This is a genomic window from Lewinellaceae bacterium, from assembly GCA_020636135.1.
Taxonomy (GTDB): domain Bacteria; phylum Bacteroidota; class Bacteroidia; order Chitinophagales; family Saprospiraceae; genus JAGQXC01.
Map to the genome: position 1 here is coordinate 313,150 of JACJYK010000001.1, position 18,672 is coordinate 331,821.

An 18,672-nucleotide genomic window follows, 5' to 3' on the forward strand; every position below is an offset into this window, starting at 1 on the left:
TATTTTGAGGCCCGAAAGAGTGATTCTATTGCTCTGTAAATTGACGCTGGCCGATATATGGTTGATTTTAACGAAGTGTGGCAAGGTTATTGGCATACTTTTCGTATTCTTTACCCAGCCGATTTTAGCGTCATTCGCCGTCAATGGATTCAATGGATTACAGACTTTAACATTGCTTCTCTGAGATAAAGCCAAGACACTATTCACTTTTAATGGCTTAAAAATCAAGAAATTAAGAATGTAAGTTTGGAAAGATGAGCGATATCATCCTTTTTTCGACTTGAAAATTAAAAGTCGTAATCAAAGGATAGGATAATATTTATATATTTACGGCGGAAAAAGACGATTCTCTCAAGACCCGATTTTAACAAGTTAGACTAAAGGACCAGTCCGGACGTAGGATTGGTGTAAATTATTTGATGATTAATCATAACATATGATTAGCCAAAACGTACACTTACATTTTAATCATTTACAAAACCAAAACCATAATCTCATGAGAAAGACGAATTTTACGTTTTTGAGTTTGGTGCTTGCGTTTATGTCATTCGTAGGAGTAAGAGCGAATGCACAGGAGTGTTTGTTGAGTGCGAACGACAACGTTACGATCTCGATGAACGCTGCTTGTCTGCGTACGATTACGCCAGCGGATGTCCTAAACAACATCAACGACACGGCGTGTACGTCGTTAGGGTTGGTGTTGGAATATCCGTACCCATCACATTACGGATATTTGGCACCGGACAAAGTAGACGCGTCGCTGATCGGGTATACCCTGTTGTGGCGTGTTATTGACAGTACGACGGGCAATTACGCCTGGGGCTACGTACGGATCGAGGACAAGTTTCCTCCTCAGATCGTGTGCATGAACGACACGGTATCCTGCTTGCGTGCGGATGCGGTAACGCTGATGGCAGAAGCACAGGATAGCTGTGGATTGTTCTATGTACCGGAGCCAAAGATTGAATTTTTGGAGCGGAAGTGGGTAAGCTACGACTGCGACCAGGACACGGCCCTGATTGGTTATATGACCAGACGGGTACGTGCGATCGACCTGTGGGGTAACTCGATGGAGTGCCGCGACACGTTGTGGATTGCAAAGGAAACCCTGGACAGTCTGGTCTGCGGACCGGATACAGCATTGGCCTGCAATCATCAGATGATCGTAGGGAGTGCGTATAAAGATATTTTGTGGCAAACGGGCGTTAATGGGTACACCTATCTGGATGCAGATGGATATGCACACCCATGGCCGACGGATGGTGACGGTATCTGGCCAGCACCCTATTTGAAGTCGGTAGACCCTGGACAGGATGATGCGTATATGATTCCTGGCCGTAGCGCTACGGGCCCTGTATTCAACAACAATGGGAAATGCCACATTGTATATGATTACAAAGACCACGTAATACCAACCTGCGGAAAATCATACAAGATCCGTCGTGTATGGACGATCTACGACTGGTGTGCACGCCGTGACACGGAATGCATCCAGTGGTTCAAAGTGGTCGATACAACGCCGCCTTATATCATGGAAGAGATGCGTGCTGATGTGGGAGATCGTGACCGTGCATTGGTAGCACCGGAGTACCTGTATGGCAAAGACATTACGGTATATGCCGGACCGCACGACTGCAAAGCAGGGATTGCGTTGGCCGACATTCGTCCGTATGTAGAGCGCAGAGCAGGCAAATTCTACGATGGTGAATATGCTAAAGAATGTGACGATCAGTTGCAATTATTGTATGAAGTGGTGTACACGGACCCAAATCATGCGGGTAAAGACATCATCATCAGCGGTGACTACGATGTAGACGGTGGCCACCTGTACCTGCCGGCTGGCTGGCACTATGTACTATGGACAATCCGCGACCGCTGCTGGAACGAATACAAGATATGGCAAAGAGTAGGCGTTATCGACGATACACCACCGACACCGGTGTGTGACGAGATCACGCAGACGACCCTGGATCCAAAAGAGTGCTGGTCACGGATCTATGCCAAAGACCTGGATGACGGATCACATGACAACTGCTGCCAGTACCTGCACTTTGCAGTAGCTAACATGGATACCATCACCTACTGGAGAAGCTACTGGGAAGACTACTTCGCAGGATGCCTGGATCCATACGATTACCACCATTATGAAGATTACATCAATGCTTTCATAGAGGAATGGATCAACGTATTCGTATTTGACGACTACATCGATGTAACCGAGTGTGGTGAAGAACAACTGGTAGTACGTGTATACGAAGCATGTGACCTGCCATTGTATGACGATCACCTGTTCTACGGTGGCGAGCACGAATGGTTCTGGTTCAACAACTCAGCATGGTTTGCTTCTTGGTACATGTGGAAGTTAGACGAGTACAAACACTACGGTGATCCTCGTGCTGCTTTGACTTGCTACAGCAGTACTGAGCTGTTTAATACTTATGCACCAATTGGTTGGGACTTCCCGGTTAACTGGTATTTCAATACATCATGGGTACCATCCGGTGGTTTGAGTGGCAGCGGATACCATAATTGTGATGTTGATGCAAATGTTGCTGCAAACTCAGCCGGAGGCCAATCAGTCTTCGAACACTTCTATGGACAAAAATATGGAGCTCATCAAGAGACACCCTGGTCACTGTGTGCCTGGTATCCGAATACCACTGCAGCAGTTAGCGACTGGACAAGCCGTGTATACAACCCGTATAAGACGGATGCCCAGATCACCCAGGTACTTTTGACGAACAGACAATATTACATTCAGCCTCGTTACAACGACTGTATGATTCAGTTGTTGAAAGACGACAAAGTACCGCCGGTAGTAGTAGCACCGGACGACATTACGGTATACTGTGACGGAGTACCTTACTGGGGTACGATCACGTACGGACCGGATAAATACAATTTCCACGGAGCGATGTTTGCCCATGACGTATGTTATGGCAACGACGACCTGGTTACGAGCGGCTGCTTCATGGATGACACAAAAGCAGATGTAATTGAATTAGGCCATACACACCTGTGCACGAAGATTCCATGGGATGGTGGTGACTACGGTTATTACGGAGGTTATGCCTGCGGTGATGGTGGCTACAGCTACAACCATTGCAAAGAATTGTACGAATGGTACGATCATGACTGGTCACCGATCTACTGCCGTGTATGGTTGTGGTTGGATGTATACGACAATCCAGATGGCGGCCATCCGGATCCACAGCGTTACTTTGACGAGACGACGGACGACTGGGAGATTAGCGACAACTGCTGGTACCCAGACGTAGATGATAAGATCGAAGGTTCGTTGAACGAGTGCGGCGTAGGCACCTACACCCGTACGATGACGGCAACGGATAAATGCGGAAACACATCCTACGATCATCAGACGTTGTACGTGAAGCCACGTTCAGACTTTGAAGTTATCTTCCCAGCAGACGTACTGGCAGAATGTACGGATGCCTCGAACCTGGATGCTACGGCAGAAGGAGCAGGATATCCGATCATCAGCGACGACGACTGTGAGCTGATCGGTGTTACGTACAAAGACGAGCGTTTTGACATCGTAGACGAGGCTTGCTACAAGATCCTGCGTACCTGGAAGATCATCGACTGGTGTGTATACTCACCGGATATTCACAGCCGTTACCCGGATGTAATAGTAGATGACCGTCTGGTAGCTGGTGACAACCGTTGCTGCATCCACCGTAATCTGAAAGATGACGGAGATGGTTACATGGAATACCTGCAGGTGATCAAGGTTATCGACCTGAATGCACCGGTAGTAGCTTGCAATGATCTGGATGAGACCTGTATCTACGACTCGAACTGCACAGCAGCCGAAGTAACGTATGATTTGGGTTCTGCTACGGATGAATGTACACCAGCAGATCAGATTGAATACCGTTGGATCGTATCGAAAGGTGGCGTAGCTGAAGACTATGGCACGGGCACGATCCTGGAAGGCAGCTATTCAGTAGGTACGCACGATGTATTGTTCATCGCCAAAGACAACTGCGGAAATGAAGATACGTGTGAGACTTACTTCACGATCCGTGACTGCAAGAAGCCTACACCATACTGCTACAATGGTATCGCTACGGTGATCATGCCATCGAGCGGATCAGTGGATGTATGGGCAATCGATCTGGATGCAGGAAGTTATGACAACTGTACCGCATCGGATAAATTGTTGTTCACCTTCTCAGAAGTAGCACCAGCAGATGATCCTGACTTCAGCGCATCAGCACGTTCATCGAAGATGACGTTTACGTGCGACGATCTGGGCAACCAGCCGGTGACCATCTACGTATGGGATGAGGAAGGCAACTACGACTTCTGTGAGACTTACCTGTTGATCCAGCCAGGCACGGATGCATGTCCGGGTGCCAGCACCGCGTCGATCAATGGACAGATCACGACAGAAGCAAGCACGACGGTAGAATATGTAAACGTAGACCTGAGCTCAGCGAATGGCAACCTGCCAGCGTTTAAGACAGGAGTAGACGGAAAATATGCATTTGGCAATGTATTGATGTCACAGAACTATGTAGTTAAGCCAGAACGTAACGACGACTACACGAACGGAGTATCGACGTTAGACATTTTGGCTATCCAGAAGCACATACTGGGTATTGAGCAGATGGATTCACCGTACAAGGTGATAGCAGCAGACGTTAATGCAGACGATAAGATCACAGCAGTAGACCTGGTAGAATTGCGTAAGCTGGTATTGGGTATCTACGATGAATTGCCAAACAACACAAGTTGGAGATTTGTACCGAAGACGTATGCATTTGCCGATGCGATGAAACCATGGGGCTTCCCAGAGGAGGTATCGGTAGCAAATATGTCAGCCAATGAGGTCACTGCGAACTTCGTAGGGGTAAAAGTTGGAGACGTAAACGGCAGCTCGAAGGCAAATAGCCAGCAGTTGCAGGGTGCAGAGATCCGTACGAACACAGAGTTGGTCTTCCAGATCGAAGACGCAAACGTAGTAGCAGGCCAGGAAGTTACGGTAGCGTTTAACGCGAAGAACTTCACGAACGTAGCCGGGTACCAGTTTACCCTGAACGTAGAAGGCCTGGATGTAACAGGAGTAGCCGGAGCGAAACTGAACGTAGATGCGAACAACTTTGGCCTGAACCGTAAGGGTGTGGTTACCACGAGCTGGAACGACACGAAAGGACTGAGCATCCTGGACGGTGAGTCATTGTTCACGATCACGGCAGTAGCGAAAGAAAGCGGCCGGTTGAGCAAGATGATGCAGGTGACCAGTGCAGTTACACACGCAGAAGCTTATGTAAATGGCGAATCAGCCAATGTAGGCCTGGAGTTTGTAAACAATGGTCAGGTAGTGTCCACAGGAGACTACGCCTTGTATCAGAACAACCCGAACCCATTCACAACGGAGACGTTGATCGGCTTTGTATTGCCAAGCAAAGGCAATGCGACGTTGAAAGTGATGGATGTAACGGGTAAAGTCTTGAAAGTAGTACGCGGCGAATACGCCAAGGGCTACAACGAGATCAAGCTTGCGAAGAAAGACCTGAACGCAACTGGAGTTCTGTACTATCAGATCGAAAGTGGCGACTACGTAGCGACGAAGAAAATGGTCTTGATCGACTAAAACCGAAAAAGAAAAGAGCTGTCCCGTGACCCCACGGGGCAGCCCTTCCATAAAATGGTTTTGGTTATTAGCTAGGGGTAAGGATTAAATGTACAGAAAGAGGTACTTGTATAAGTGCCTCTTTTTGTTTTTATACCAGGGCCAATTTCAGGCCCTAGACTTGATCATCGCTGCCATATAATGATAAAAATGATATGAAAAAATAAAAATCTTTGGCACTCGCTATTAGAATCCCATAATTGCGTCTATTTTTATAGTTGGAAAAAGACGATTCTCTCAAGACCCGATTTTAACAAGTTAGACTAAAGGACCAGTCCGGACGTAGGATTGGTGTAAATTATTTGATGATTAATCATAACATATGATTAGCCAAAACGTACACTTACATTTTAATCATTTACAAAACCAAAACCATAATCTCATGAGAAAGACGAATTTTACGTTTTTGAGTTTGGTGCTTGCGTTTATGTCATTCGTAGGAGTAAGAGCGAATGCACAGGAGTGTTTGTTGAGTGCGAACGACAACGTTACGATCTCGATGAATGCTGCTTGTCTGCGTACGATTACGCCAGCGGATGTCCTAAACAACATCAACGACACGGCGTGTACGTCGTTAGGGTTGGTGTTGGAATATCCGTACCCATCACATTACGGATATTTGGCACCGGACAAAGTAGACGCGTCGCTGATCGGGTATACCCTGTTGTGGCGTGTTATTGACAGTACGACGGGCAATTACGCCTGGGGCTACGTACGGATCGAGGACAAGTTTCCTCCTCAGATCGTGTGCATGAACGACACGGTATCCTGCTTGCGTGCAGATGCGGTAACGCTGATGGCAGAAGCACAGGATAGCTGTGGATTGTTCTATGTACCGGAGCCAAAGATTGAATTTTTGGAGCGGAAGTGGGTAAGCTACGACTGCGACCAGGACACGGCCCTGATTGGTTATATGACCAGACGGGTACGTGCGATCGACCTGTGGGGTAACTCGATGGAGTGCCGCGACACGTTGTGGATTGCAAAGGAAACCCTGGACAGTCTGGTCTGCGGACCGGATACAGCATTGGCCTGCAATCATCAGATGATCGTAGGGAGTGCGTATAAAGACATTTTGTGGCAAACGGGCGTTAATGGGTACACCTATCTGGATGCAGATGGATATGCACACCCATGGCCGACGGATGGTGACGGTATCTGGCCAGCACCCTATTTGAAGTCGGTAGACCCTGGACAGGATGATGCGTATATGATTCCTGGCCGTAGCGCTACGGGCCCTGTATTCAACAACAATGGGAAATGCCACATTGTATTTGATTACAAAGACCACGTAATACCAACCTGCGGAAAATCATACAAGATCCGTCGTGTATGGACGATCTACGACTGGTGTGCACGCCGTGACACGGAATGCATCCAGTGGTTCAAAGTGGTCGATACAACGCCACCTTATATCATGGAGGAAATGCGTGATGCAATTGGAGATCGTGACCGTGCATTGGTAGCACCGGAGTACCTGTATGGCAAAGACATTACGGTATATGCCGGACCGCACGACTGCAAAGCAGGGATTGCGTTGGCCGACATTCGTCCGTATGTAGAGCGCAGAGCAGGCAAATTCTACGATGGTGCGTATGCTAAAGAATGTGACGATCAGTTGCAATTATTGTATGAAGTGGTGTACACGGACCCGAATCATGCGGGTAAAGACATCATCATCAGCGGCGACTACGATGTAGACGGTGGCCACCTGTACCTGCCGGCTGGCTGGCACTACGTTCTGTGGACAATCCGCGACCGCTGCTGGAACGAATACAAGATATGGCAAAGAGTAGGCGTTATCGACGATACTCCACCGACACCGGTGTGTGACGAGATCACGCAGACGACCCTGGATCCAAAAGAGTGCTGGTCACGGATCTATGCCAAAGACCTGGATGACGGATCACATGACAACTGCTGCCAGTATCTGCACTTTGCAGTAGCAAACATGGATACCATCACCTACTGGAGAAGCTACTGGGAAGACTACTTCGCAGGATGCCTGGATCCATACGATTACCACCACTATGCAGACTACATCAGTGCTTTCATCGAAGACTGGATCAACGCATTCATCTTTGACGACTACATCGATGTAACCGAGTGTGGCGAAGAACAACTGGTATTGCGTGTGTACGAAGCATGCGACTTGCCATTGTATGACGATCACCTGTTCTACGGTGGTGAGCACGAATGGTTCTGGTTCAACAACGATCCGTTGTTTGCCGCCTGGTACATGTGGAAGTTAGACGAGTACAAGCACTACGGTGATCCTCGTGCTCCATTGACATGTTACAGTATTACCGAAGGTGTGCCGATTGGTTGGGACTTCCCGGTTAACTTCTACTGGGAATTCAACTGGGTACCATCCGGAGGCCTGAGTGGCAGCGGATACCACAATTGCGATATTGTTGAAACAAACCTTGCAGCAAACACCACCGGTGGACAATCGTTGTTTGAGCATTTCTATGGCGTCAAGCCTGGAACACATGTTGAATCACCCTGGTCACTGTGTGCCTGGTATCCGAATACCACTGCAGCAGTTAGCGACTGGACAAGCCGTGTATACAACCCGTATAAGACGGATGCCCAGATCACCCAGGTGCTTTTGACGAACAGACAATATTACATTCAGCCACGTTACAACGACTGTATGATACAGTTGTTGAAAGACGACAAAGTACCGCCGGTTGTAGTAGCACCGGATGACATTACGGTATACTGTGACGGAGTACCTTACTGGGGTACGATCACGTACGGACCGGATAAATACAATTTCCACGGAGCGATGTTTGCGCATGACGTATGTTATGGCAACGACGACCTGGTTACGGGCGGTTGCTTCATGGATGACACAAAAGCAGATGTAATTGAATTAGGCCATACACACCTGTGCACGAAGATTCCATGGGATGGTGGTGACTACGGTTATTACGGAGGTTATGCCTGCGGTGATGGTGGCTACAGCTACAACCATTGCAAAGAATTGTACGAATGGTACGATCATGACTGGTCACCGATCTACTGCCGTGTATGGTTGTGGTTGGATGTATACGACAATCCAGATGGCGGCCATCCGGATCCACAGCGTTACTTTGACGAGACGACGGAAGACTGGGAGATTAGTGACAACTGCTGGTACCCAGACGTAGATGATAAGATCGAAGGTTCGTTGAACGAGTGCGGCGTAGGCACCTACACCCGTACGATGACGGCAACGGATAAATGCGGAAACACATCCTACGATCATCAGACGTTGTACGTGAAGCCACGTTCAGACTTTGAAGTTATCTTCCCAGCAGACGTACTGGCAGAATGTACGGATGCCTCGAACCTGGATGCTACGGCAGAAGGAGCAGGATATCCGATCATCAGCGACGACGACTGTGAGCTGATCGGTGTTACGTACAAAGACGAGCGTTTTGACATCGTAGACGAGGCTTGCTACAAGATCCTGCGTACCTGGAAGATCATCGACTGGTGTGTATACTCACCGGATATTCACAGCCGTTACCCGGATGTAATAGTAGATGACCGTCTGGTAGCTGGTGACAACCGTTGCTGCATCCACCGTAATCTGAAAGATGACGGAGATGGTTACATGGAATACCTGCAGGTGATCAAGGTTATCGACCTGAATGCACCGGTAGTAGCTTGCAATGATCTGGATGAGACCTGTATCTACGACTCGAACTGCACAGCAGCCGAAGTAACGTATGATTTGGGTTCTGCTACGGATGAATGTACACCAGCAGATCAGATTGAATACCGTTGGATCGTATCGAAAGGTGGCGTAGCTGAAGACTATGGCACGGGCACGATCCTGGAAGGCAGCTATTCAGTAGGTACGCACGATGTATTGTTCATCGCCAAAGACAACTGCGGAAATGAAGATACGTGTGAGACTTACTTCACGATCCGTGACTGCAAGAAGCCTACACCATACTGCTACAATGGTATCGCTACGGTGATCATGCCATCGAGCGGATCAGTGGATGTATGGGCAATCGATCTGGATGCAGGAAGTTATGACAACTGTACCGCATCGGATAAATTGTTGTTCACCTTCTCAGAAGTAGCACCAGCAGATGATCCTGACTTCAGCGCATCAGCACGTTCATCGAAGATGACGTTTACGTGCGACGATCTGGGCAACCAGCCGGTGACCATCTACGTATGGGATGAGGAAGGCAACTACGACTTCTGTGAGACTTACCTGTTGATCCAGCCAGGCACGGATGCATGTCCGGGTGCCAGCACCGCGTCGATCAATGGACAGATCACGACAGAAGCAAGCACGACGGTAGAATATGTAAACGTAGACCTGAGCTCAGCGAATGGCAACCTGCCAGCGTTTAAGACAGGAGTAGACGGAAAATATGCATTTGGCAATGTATTGATGTCACAGAACTATGTAGTTAAGCCAGAACGTAACGACGACTACACGAACGGAGTATCGACGTTAGACATTTTGGCTATCCAGAAGCACATACTGGGTATTGAGCAGATGGATTCACCGTACAAGGTGATAGCAGCAGACGTTAATGCAGACGATAAGATCACAGCAGTAGACCTGGTAGAATTGCGTAAGCTGGTATTGGGTATCTACGATGAATTGCCAAACAACACAAGTTGGAGATTTGTACCGAAGACGTATGCATTTGCCGATGCGATGAAACCATGGGGCTTCCCAGAGGAGGTATCGGTAGCAAATATGTCAGCCAATGAGGTCACTGCGAACTTCGTAGGGGTAAAAGTTGGAGACGTAAACGGCAGCTCGAAGGCAAATAGCCAGCAGTTGCAGGGTGCAGAGATCCGTACGAACACAGAGTTGGTCTTCCAGATCGAAGACGCAAACGTAGTAGCAGGCCAGGAAGTTACGGTAGCGTTTAACGCGAAGAACTTCACGAACGTAGCCGGGTACCAGTTTACCCTGAACGTAGAAGGCCTGGATGTAACAGGAGTAGCCGGAGCGAAACTGAACGTAGATGCGAACAACTTTGGCCTGAACCGTAAGGGTGTGGTTACCACGAGCTGGAACGACACGAAAGGACTGAGCATCCTGGACGGTGAGTCATTGTTCACGATCACGGCAGTAGCGAAAGAAAGCGGCCGGTTGAGCAAGATGATGCAGGTGACCAGTGCAGTTACACACGCAGAAGCTTATGTAAATGGCGAATCAGCCAATGTAGGCCTGGAGTTTGTAAACAATGGTCAGGTAGTGTCCACAGGAGACTACGCCTTGTATCAGAACAACCCGAACCCATTCACAACGGAGACGTTGATCGGCTTTGTATTGCCAAGCAAAGGCAATGCGACGTTGAAAGTGATGGATGTAACGGGTAAAGTCTTGAAAGTAGTACGCGGCGAATACGCCAAGGGCTACAACGAGATCAAGCTTGCGAAGAAAGACCTGAACGCAACTGGAGTTCTGTACTATCAGATCGAAAGTGGCGACTACGTAGCGACGAAGAAAATGGTCTTGATCGACTAAAACCGAAAAAGAAAAGAGCTGTCCCGTGACCCCACGGGGCAGCCCTTCCATAAAATGGTTTTGGTTATTAGCTAGGGGTAAGGATTAAATGTACAGAAAGAGGTACTTGTATAAGTGCCTCTTTTTGTTTTTATACCAGGGCCAATTTCAGGCCCTAGACATGATCATCGCTGCCATATGAGAATAAAATCAATGTGAAAAATAAAAATCGGAGCCCTACATTATTAGAATCCCATAATTGAACTTATTTTCATATAGGAAAAGACGATTCTCTCAAGACCCGATTTTAACAAGTTAGACTAAAGGACCAGTCCGGACGTAGGATTGGTATATATTATTTGATGATTAATCATAACATGTGATTAGCCAAAACGTACACTTACATTTTAATCATTTACAAAACCAAAACCATAATCTCATGAGGAAGACGAATTTTACGTTTTTGAGTTTGGTGCTTGCGTTTATGTCATTCGTGGGAGTAAGAGCGAATGCACAGGAGTGTTTGTTGAGTGCGAACGACAACGTTACGATCTCGATGAACGCTGCTTGTCTGCGTACGATTACGCCAGCGGATGTCTTAAACAACATTGACCCGCAGACATGTACGTCTTTAGGGTTGGTGTTGGAATATCCGTACCCATCACATTACGGATATTTGGCACCGGACAAAGTAGACGCGTCGCTGATCGGGTATACCCTGTTGTGGCGTGTTATTGACAGTACGACGGGCAATTACGCCTGGGGCTACGTACGGATCGAGGACAAGTTTCCTCCTCAGATCGTGTGCATGAACGACACGGTATCCTGTTTGCGCGCAGATGCGGTAACGCTGATGGCGGAAGCACAGGATAGCTGTGGATTGTTCTATGTACCGGAGCCAAAGATTGAATTTTTGGAGCGGAAGTGGGTAAGCTACGACTGCGACCAGGACACGGCCCTGATTGGTTATATGACCAGACGGGTACGTGCGATCGACTTGTGGGGTAACTCGATGGAGTGCCGCGACACGTTGTGGATTGCGAAGGAAACCCTGGATAGTCTGGTCTGCGGACCGGATACGGCATTGGCCTGCAATCATCAGATGATCGTAGGGAGTGCGTATAAAGACATTTTATGGCAAACGGGCGTTAATGGGTACACCTATCTGGATGCAGATGGATATGCACACCCATGGCCGACGGATGGTGACGGTATCTGGCCAGCACCCTATTTGAAGTCGGTAGACCCTGGACAGGATGATGCGTATATGATTCCTGGCCGTAGCGCTACGGGCCCTGTATTCAACAACAATGGGAAATGCCACATTGTATATGATTACAAAGACCACGTAATACCAACCTGCGGAAAATCATACAAGATCCGTCGTGTATGGACGATCTACGACTGGTGTGCACGCCGTGACACGGAATGCATCCAGTGGTTCAAAGTGGTCGATACAACGCCACCTTATATCATGGAGGAAATGCGTGATGCAATTGGAGATCGTGACCGTGCATTGGTAGCACCGGAGTACCTGTATGGCAAAGACATTACGGTATATGCCGGACCGCACGACTGCAAAGCAGGGATTGCGTTGGCCGACATTCGTCCGTATGTAGAGCGCAGAGCAGGCAAATTCTACGATGGTGCGTATGCTAAAGAATGTGACGATCAGTTGCAATTATTGTATGAAGTGGTGTACACGGACCCGAATCATGCGGGTAAAGACATCATCATCAGCGGTGACTACGATGTAGACGGAGGCCACCTGTACCTGCCGGCTGGCTGGCACTACGTACTATGGACAATCCGCGACCGCTGCTGGAACGAATACAAGATATGGCAAAGAGTAGGCGTTATCGACGATACACCACCGACACCGGTGTGTGACGAGATCACGCAGACGACCCTGGATCCAAAAGAGTGCTGGTCACGGATCTATGCCAAAGACCTGGATGACGGATCACATGACAACTGCTGCCAGTATCTGCACTTTGCAGTAGCTAACATGGATACCATCACCTACTGGAGAAGCTACTGGGAAGACTACTTCGCAGGATGCCTGGATCCATACGATTACCACCACTATGAAGATTACATCAATGCTTTCATAGAGGAATGGATCAACGTATTCGTATTTGACGACTACATCGATGTAACCGAGTGTGGTGAAGAACAACTGGTAGTACGTGTATACGAAGCATGCGACCTGCCATTGTATGACGATCACCTGTTCTATGGTGGCGAGCACGAATGGTTCTGGTTCAACAACTCAGCATGGTTTGCTTCTTGGTACATGTGGAAGTTAGACGAGTACAAACACTACGGTGATCCTCGTGCTGCTTTGACTTGCTACAGCAGTACTGAGCTGTTTAATACTTATGCACCAATTGGTTGGGACTTCCCGGTTAACTGGTATTTCAATACATCATGGGTACCATCCGGTGGTTTGAGTGGCAGCGGATACCACAATTGTGATGTTGATGCTAATGTTGCTGCAAACTCAGCCGGAGGCCAATCAGTCTTCGAACACTTCTATGGACAAAAATATGGAGCTCATCAGGAGACATCCTGGTCACTGTGTGCCTGGTATCCGAATACCACTGCAGCAGTTAGCGACTGGACAAGCCGTGTATACAACCCGTATAAGACGGATGCCCAGATCACTCAGGTGCTTTTGACGAACAGACAATATTACATTCAGCCTCGTTACAACGACTGTATGATTCAGTTGTTGAAAGACGACAAAGTACCGCCGGTAGTAGTAGCACCGGACGACATTACGGTCTACTGTGACGGAGTACCTTACTGGGGTACGATCACGTACGGACCGGATAAATACAATTTCCACGGAGCGATGTTCGCCCATGACGTATGTTATGGCAACGACGACCTGGTTACGAGCGGCTGCTTCATGGATGACACAAAAGCAGATGTAATTGAATTAGGCCATACACACCTGTGCACGAAGATTCCATGGGATGGTGGTGACTACGGCTACTACGGAGGTTATGCCTGCGGTGATGGTGGCTACAGCTACAGCCACTGCCAGGAATTGTACGAGTGGTACGATCATGACTGGTCACCGATCTACTGCCGTGTATGGTTGTGGTTGGATGTATACGACAATCCAGATGGCGGCCATCCGGATCCACAGCGTTACTTTGACGAGACGACGGACGACTGGGAGATTAGCGACAACTGCTGGTACCCAGACGTAGATGATAAGATCGAAGGTTCGTTGAACGAGTGCGGCGTAGGCACCTACACCCGTACGATGACGGCAACGGATAAATGCGGAAACACATCCTACGATCATCAGACGTTGTACGTGAAGCCACGTTCAGACTTTGAAGTTATCTTCCCAGCAGACGTACTGGCAGAATGTACGGATGCCTCGAACCTGGATGCTACGGCAGAAGGAGCAGGATATCCGATCATCAGCGACGACGACTGTGAGCTGATCGGTGTTACGTACAAAGACGAGCGTTTTGACATCGTAGACGAGGCTTGCTACAAGATCCTGCGTACCTGGAAGATCATCGACTGGTGTGTATACTCACCGGATATTCACAGCCGTTACCCGGATGTAATAGTAGATGACCGTCTGGTAGCTGGTGACAACCGTTGCTGCATCCACCGTAATCTGAAAGATGACGGAGATGGTTACATGGAATACCTGCAGGTGATCAAGGTTATCGACCTGAATGCACCGGTAGTAGCTTGCAATGATCTGGATGAGACCTGTATCTACGACTCGAACTGCACAGCAGCCGAAGTAACGTATGATTTGGGTTCTGCTACGGATGAATGTACACCAGCAGATCAGATTGAATACCGTTGGATCGTATCGAAAGGTGGCGTAGCTGAAGACTATGGCACGGGCACGATCCTGGAAGGCAGCTATTCAGTAGGTACGCACGATGTATTGTTCATCGCCAAAGACAACTGCGGAAATGAAGATACGTGTGAGACTTACTTCACGATCCGTGACTGCAAGAAGCCTACACCATACTGCTACAATGGTATCGCTACGGTGATCATGCCATCGAGCGGATCAGTGGATGTATGGGCAATCGATCTGGATGCAGGAAGTTATGACAACTGTACCGCATCGGATAAATTGTTGTTCACCTTCTCAGAAGTAGCACCAGCAGATGATCCTGACTTCAGCGCATCAGCACGTTCATCGAAGATGACGTTTACGTGCGACGATCTGGGCAACCAGCCGGTGACCATCTACGTATGGGATGAGGAAGGCAACTACGACTTCTGTGAGACTTACCTGTTGATCCAGCCAGGCACGGATGCATGTCCGGGTGCCAGCACCGCGTCGATCAATGGACAGATCACGACAGAAGCAAGCACGACGGTAGAATATGTAAACGTAGACCTGAGCTCAGCGAATGGCAACCTGCCAGCGTTTAAGACAGGAGTAGACGGAAAATATGCATTTGGCAATGTATTGATGTCACAGAACTATGTAGTTAAGCCAGAACGTAACGACGACTACACGAACGGAGTATCGACGTTAGACATTTTGGCTATCCAGAAGCACATACTGGGTATTGAGCAGATGGATTCACCGTACAAGGTGATAGCAGCAGACGTTAATGCAGACGATAAGATCACAGCAGTAGACCTGGTAGAATTGCGTAAGCTGGTATTGGGTATCTACGATGAATTGCCAAACAACACAAGTTGGAGATTTGTACCGAAGACGTATGCATTTGCCGATGCGATGAAACCATGGGGCTTCCCAGAGGAGGTATCGGTAGCAAATATGTCAGCCAATGAGGTCACTGCGAACTTCGTAGGGGTAAAAGTTGGAGACGTAAACGGCAGCTCAAAGGCAAACAGCCAGCAGTTGCAGGGTGCAGAGATCCGTACGAATACAGAGTTGGTCTTCCAGATCGAAGACGCAAACGTAGTAGCAGGTCAGGAAGTTACGGTAGCGTTTAACGCGAAGAACTTCACGAACGTAGCCGGGTACCAGTTTACCCTGAACGTAGAAGGCCTGGAAGTAACAGGAGTAGCCGGAGCGAAACTGAACGTAGATGCGAACAACTTTGGCCTGAACCGTAAGGGTGTGGTTACCACGAGCTGGAACGACACGAAAGGACTGAGCATCCTGGACGGTGAGTCATTGTTCACGATCACGGCAGTAGCAAAAGAAAGCGGCCGGTTGAGCAAGATGATGCAGGTGACCAGTGCAGTTACACACGCAGAAGCTTATGTAAATGGCGAATCAGCCAATGTAGGCCTGGAGTTTGTAAACAATGGTCAGGTAGTGTCCACAGGAGACTACGCCTTGTATCAGAACAACCCGAACCCATTCACAACGGAGACGTTGATCGGCTTTGTATTGCCAAGCAAAGGCAATGCGACGTTGAAAGTGATGGATGTAACGGGTAAAGTCTTGAAAGTAGTACGCGGCGAATACGCTAAGGGCTACAACGAGATCAAGCTTGCGAAGAAAGACCTGAACGCAACCGGAGTTCTGTACTATCAGATCGAAAGTGGCGACTACGTAGCGACGAAGAAAATGGTCTTGATCGACTAAAACCGAAAAAGAAAAGAGCTGTCCCGTGACCCCACGGGGCAGCCCTTCCATAAAATGGTTTTGGTTATTAGCTAGGGGTAAGGATTAAATGTACAGAAAGAGGTACTTGTATAAGTGCCTCTTTTTGTTTTTATCTTTGTCATTTATGAAGTACGCGGACTATGAATCGATCAGAGATACCATACCCACCGACCCGGGTATTTATCAGTTTAAAGCCGCAGACAATACCATCCTCTACGTAGGAAAAGCGAAAAACATCAAAAAAAGGGTCGCCTCCTATTTTACCAATCGCAAGGACCAGGCGTATAAAACCCGCACGCTGGTCAAAATGGCCGACCACCTGGAGTTTATCATTGTACACAATGAAAGTGATGCACTCCTCCTTGAAAATACGCTCATCAAAAGGCATTTGCCTCGCTTCAATGTGATGTTGAAGGATGGCAAGAACTACACCTATCTGTGCATTAAGAACGAACCCTTCCCCCGGGTATTTTTTACCCGCAGGCTCATACGTGACGGTTCAACGTATTTTGGGCCCTATACTTCCAAGGCCCGGACAAAAATCATCATGGACCTGATCCGTACCTTATTTCCTATCCGTACGTGCAATTACCCGCTCACGGCTGACAACATTGCGAAGGGCAAGTATAAAATCTGCCTGGAATACCATATCAAGAGATGCAATGGCCCTTGCGAGGGCCTGGAGGACGAGGCCACCTACATGGACCGGATCCATCAGGTATCCAATGTGCTAAAGGGTAATTTTGGTGAAGTCAAAAGACATCTGAATAACCAGATGGAACAGCATGTCGAAAACCTGGAGTTTGAGAAAGCCCAGTCTGTAAAGGAAAAACTTGCTGTCTTTGAAGATTATCAGGCTAAAAGTACTGTCGTCAGCACTTCCGTTACCAATGTGGATGTGTTCAGCCTGGTTCACGATGAACAGACGGCGTTCGTTAATTATCTGCGTATAGTCAACGGGGCCATGATCTACACCAATACCTTTGAGTTTGCCATCAATCTGGATGCGGAACCGGAAGATATCCTGACTTATGCCGTAGACCGCATCATGGAGCGTTACAGCAGCAATGCCACCGAAATTATCGTTCCTATACCCATAGAAGTGGCGGATAGTTCTCTGAAGGTGATCGTCCCGAAAATTGGAGACAAAAAGAAACTGCTGGATTTATCCATGAAGAATGCACAATTCTTCATGCAGCAACTTAACCAGGAAAAGGCGACTCGTACCAAACGGCAGACGAAAGCAGAACGGGTGCTGACGACCTTACAGAAGGACCTGCAGATGGACAAGGTGCCATTCCACATCGAATGTTTTGATAACTCCAATATTCAAGGATCGAATCCTGTGGCTTCCTGCGTGGTCTTTAAAAATGCTAAACCTTCCAAAAGCGATTACCGGAAATTCAATATTAAGTCCGTCGAAGGACCGAATGACTTCGCATCCATGCAAGAAGTTGTGTTTCGGCGTTATCGGAGGATGCTTGATGAAGGAACCCAACTACCGGAACTGATCGTCATCGATGGAGGTAAGGGGCAGCTCAATGCCGCAGTGGAGAGTTTGCAGGAATTAGGCATTTTGTCTAAAGTAACGGTGATTGGAATCGCCAAGCGGTTGGAGGAGATCTTTATGCCGGGGGATCCCTATCCGTTGTACATCAACAAAAAATCCGAGTCCTTGATTTTGATCCAGCAGATCCGCAACGAAGCGCATCGGTTCGCCATCACCTTCCACCGGAATCAGCGGTCAAAAAATTTTATCAAGACGGAACTCACCGAAATTCCCGGAGTAGGTGGCAAGACATCGGAGAAGCTCCTAAAACACTTCCATTCGGTCAGGCAGATCAGGAAAGCCACCCTTGCCGAGTTGGAACAGGTCATTGGCAAAAGGCCTGCGGTCCGTGTAAAGCAATATTTCGGAGAGGACACCAGCGAAGAGGAATAAGTTACGGATGC

4 protein-coding genes are annotated in these 18,672 nt (G+C 48.2%); all 4 read left to right on the top strand.

From position 1 onward, the window contains the following. Positions 1–496 precede the first annotated feature (496 nt). The 4 genes from H6570_01305 to H6570_01320 all read left to right on the top strand — a co-directional run bounded on the left by H6570_01305 (position 497) and on the right by H6570_01320 (position 18,661). Positions 497–5,620 (top strand): T9SS type A sorting domain-containing protein, encoded by a 5,124-nt coding sequence (locus tag H6570_01305; GenBank protein ID MCB9317892.1) that lies wholly within the window; start codon positions 497–499, stop codon positions 5,618–5,620. Positions 5,621–6,041: 421 nt separating this feature from the next. Next, on the top strand, positions 6,042–11,156 hold the full coding sequence (locus H6570_01310) for a T9SS type A sorting domain-containing protein (GenBank protein MCB9317893.1): 5,115 nt from the start codon (positions 6,042–6,044) through the stop codon (positions 11,154–11,156). Positions 11,157–11,574: 418 nt separating this feature from the next. Then, positions 11,575–16,698, top strand: coding sequence for a T9SS type A sorting domain-containing protein (locus tag H6570_01315; protein ID MCB9317894.1), 5,124 nt, complete (start codon positions 11,575–11,577; stop codon positions 16,696–16,698). A gap of 145 nt (positions 16,699–16,843) precedes the next feature. Continuing rightward, entirely contained in the window at positions 16,844–18,661 is a 1,818-nt protein-coding gene (locus H6570_01320; protein ID MCB9317895.1) for an excinuclease ABC subunit C, read from the top strand. The last annotated feature ends 11 nt before the right edge of the window (positions 18,662–18,672 follow it).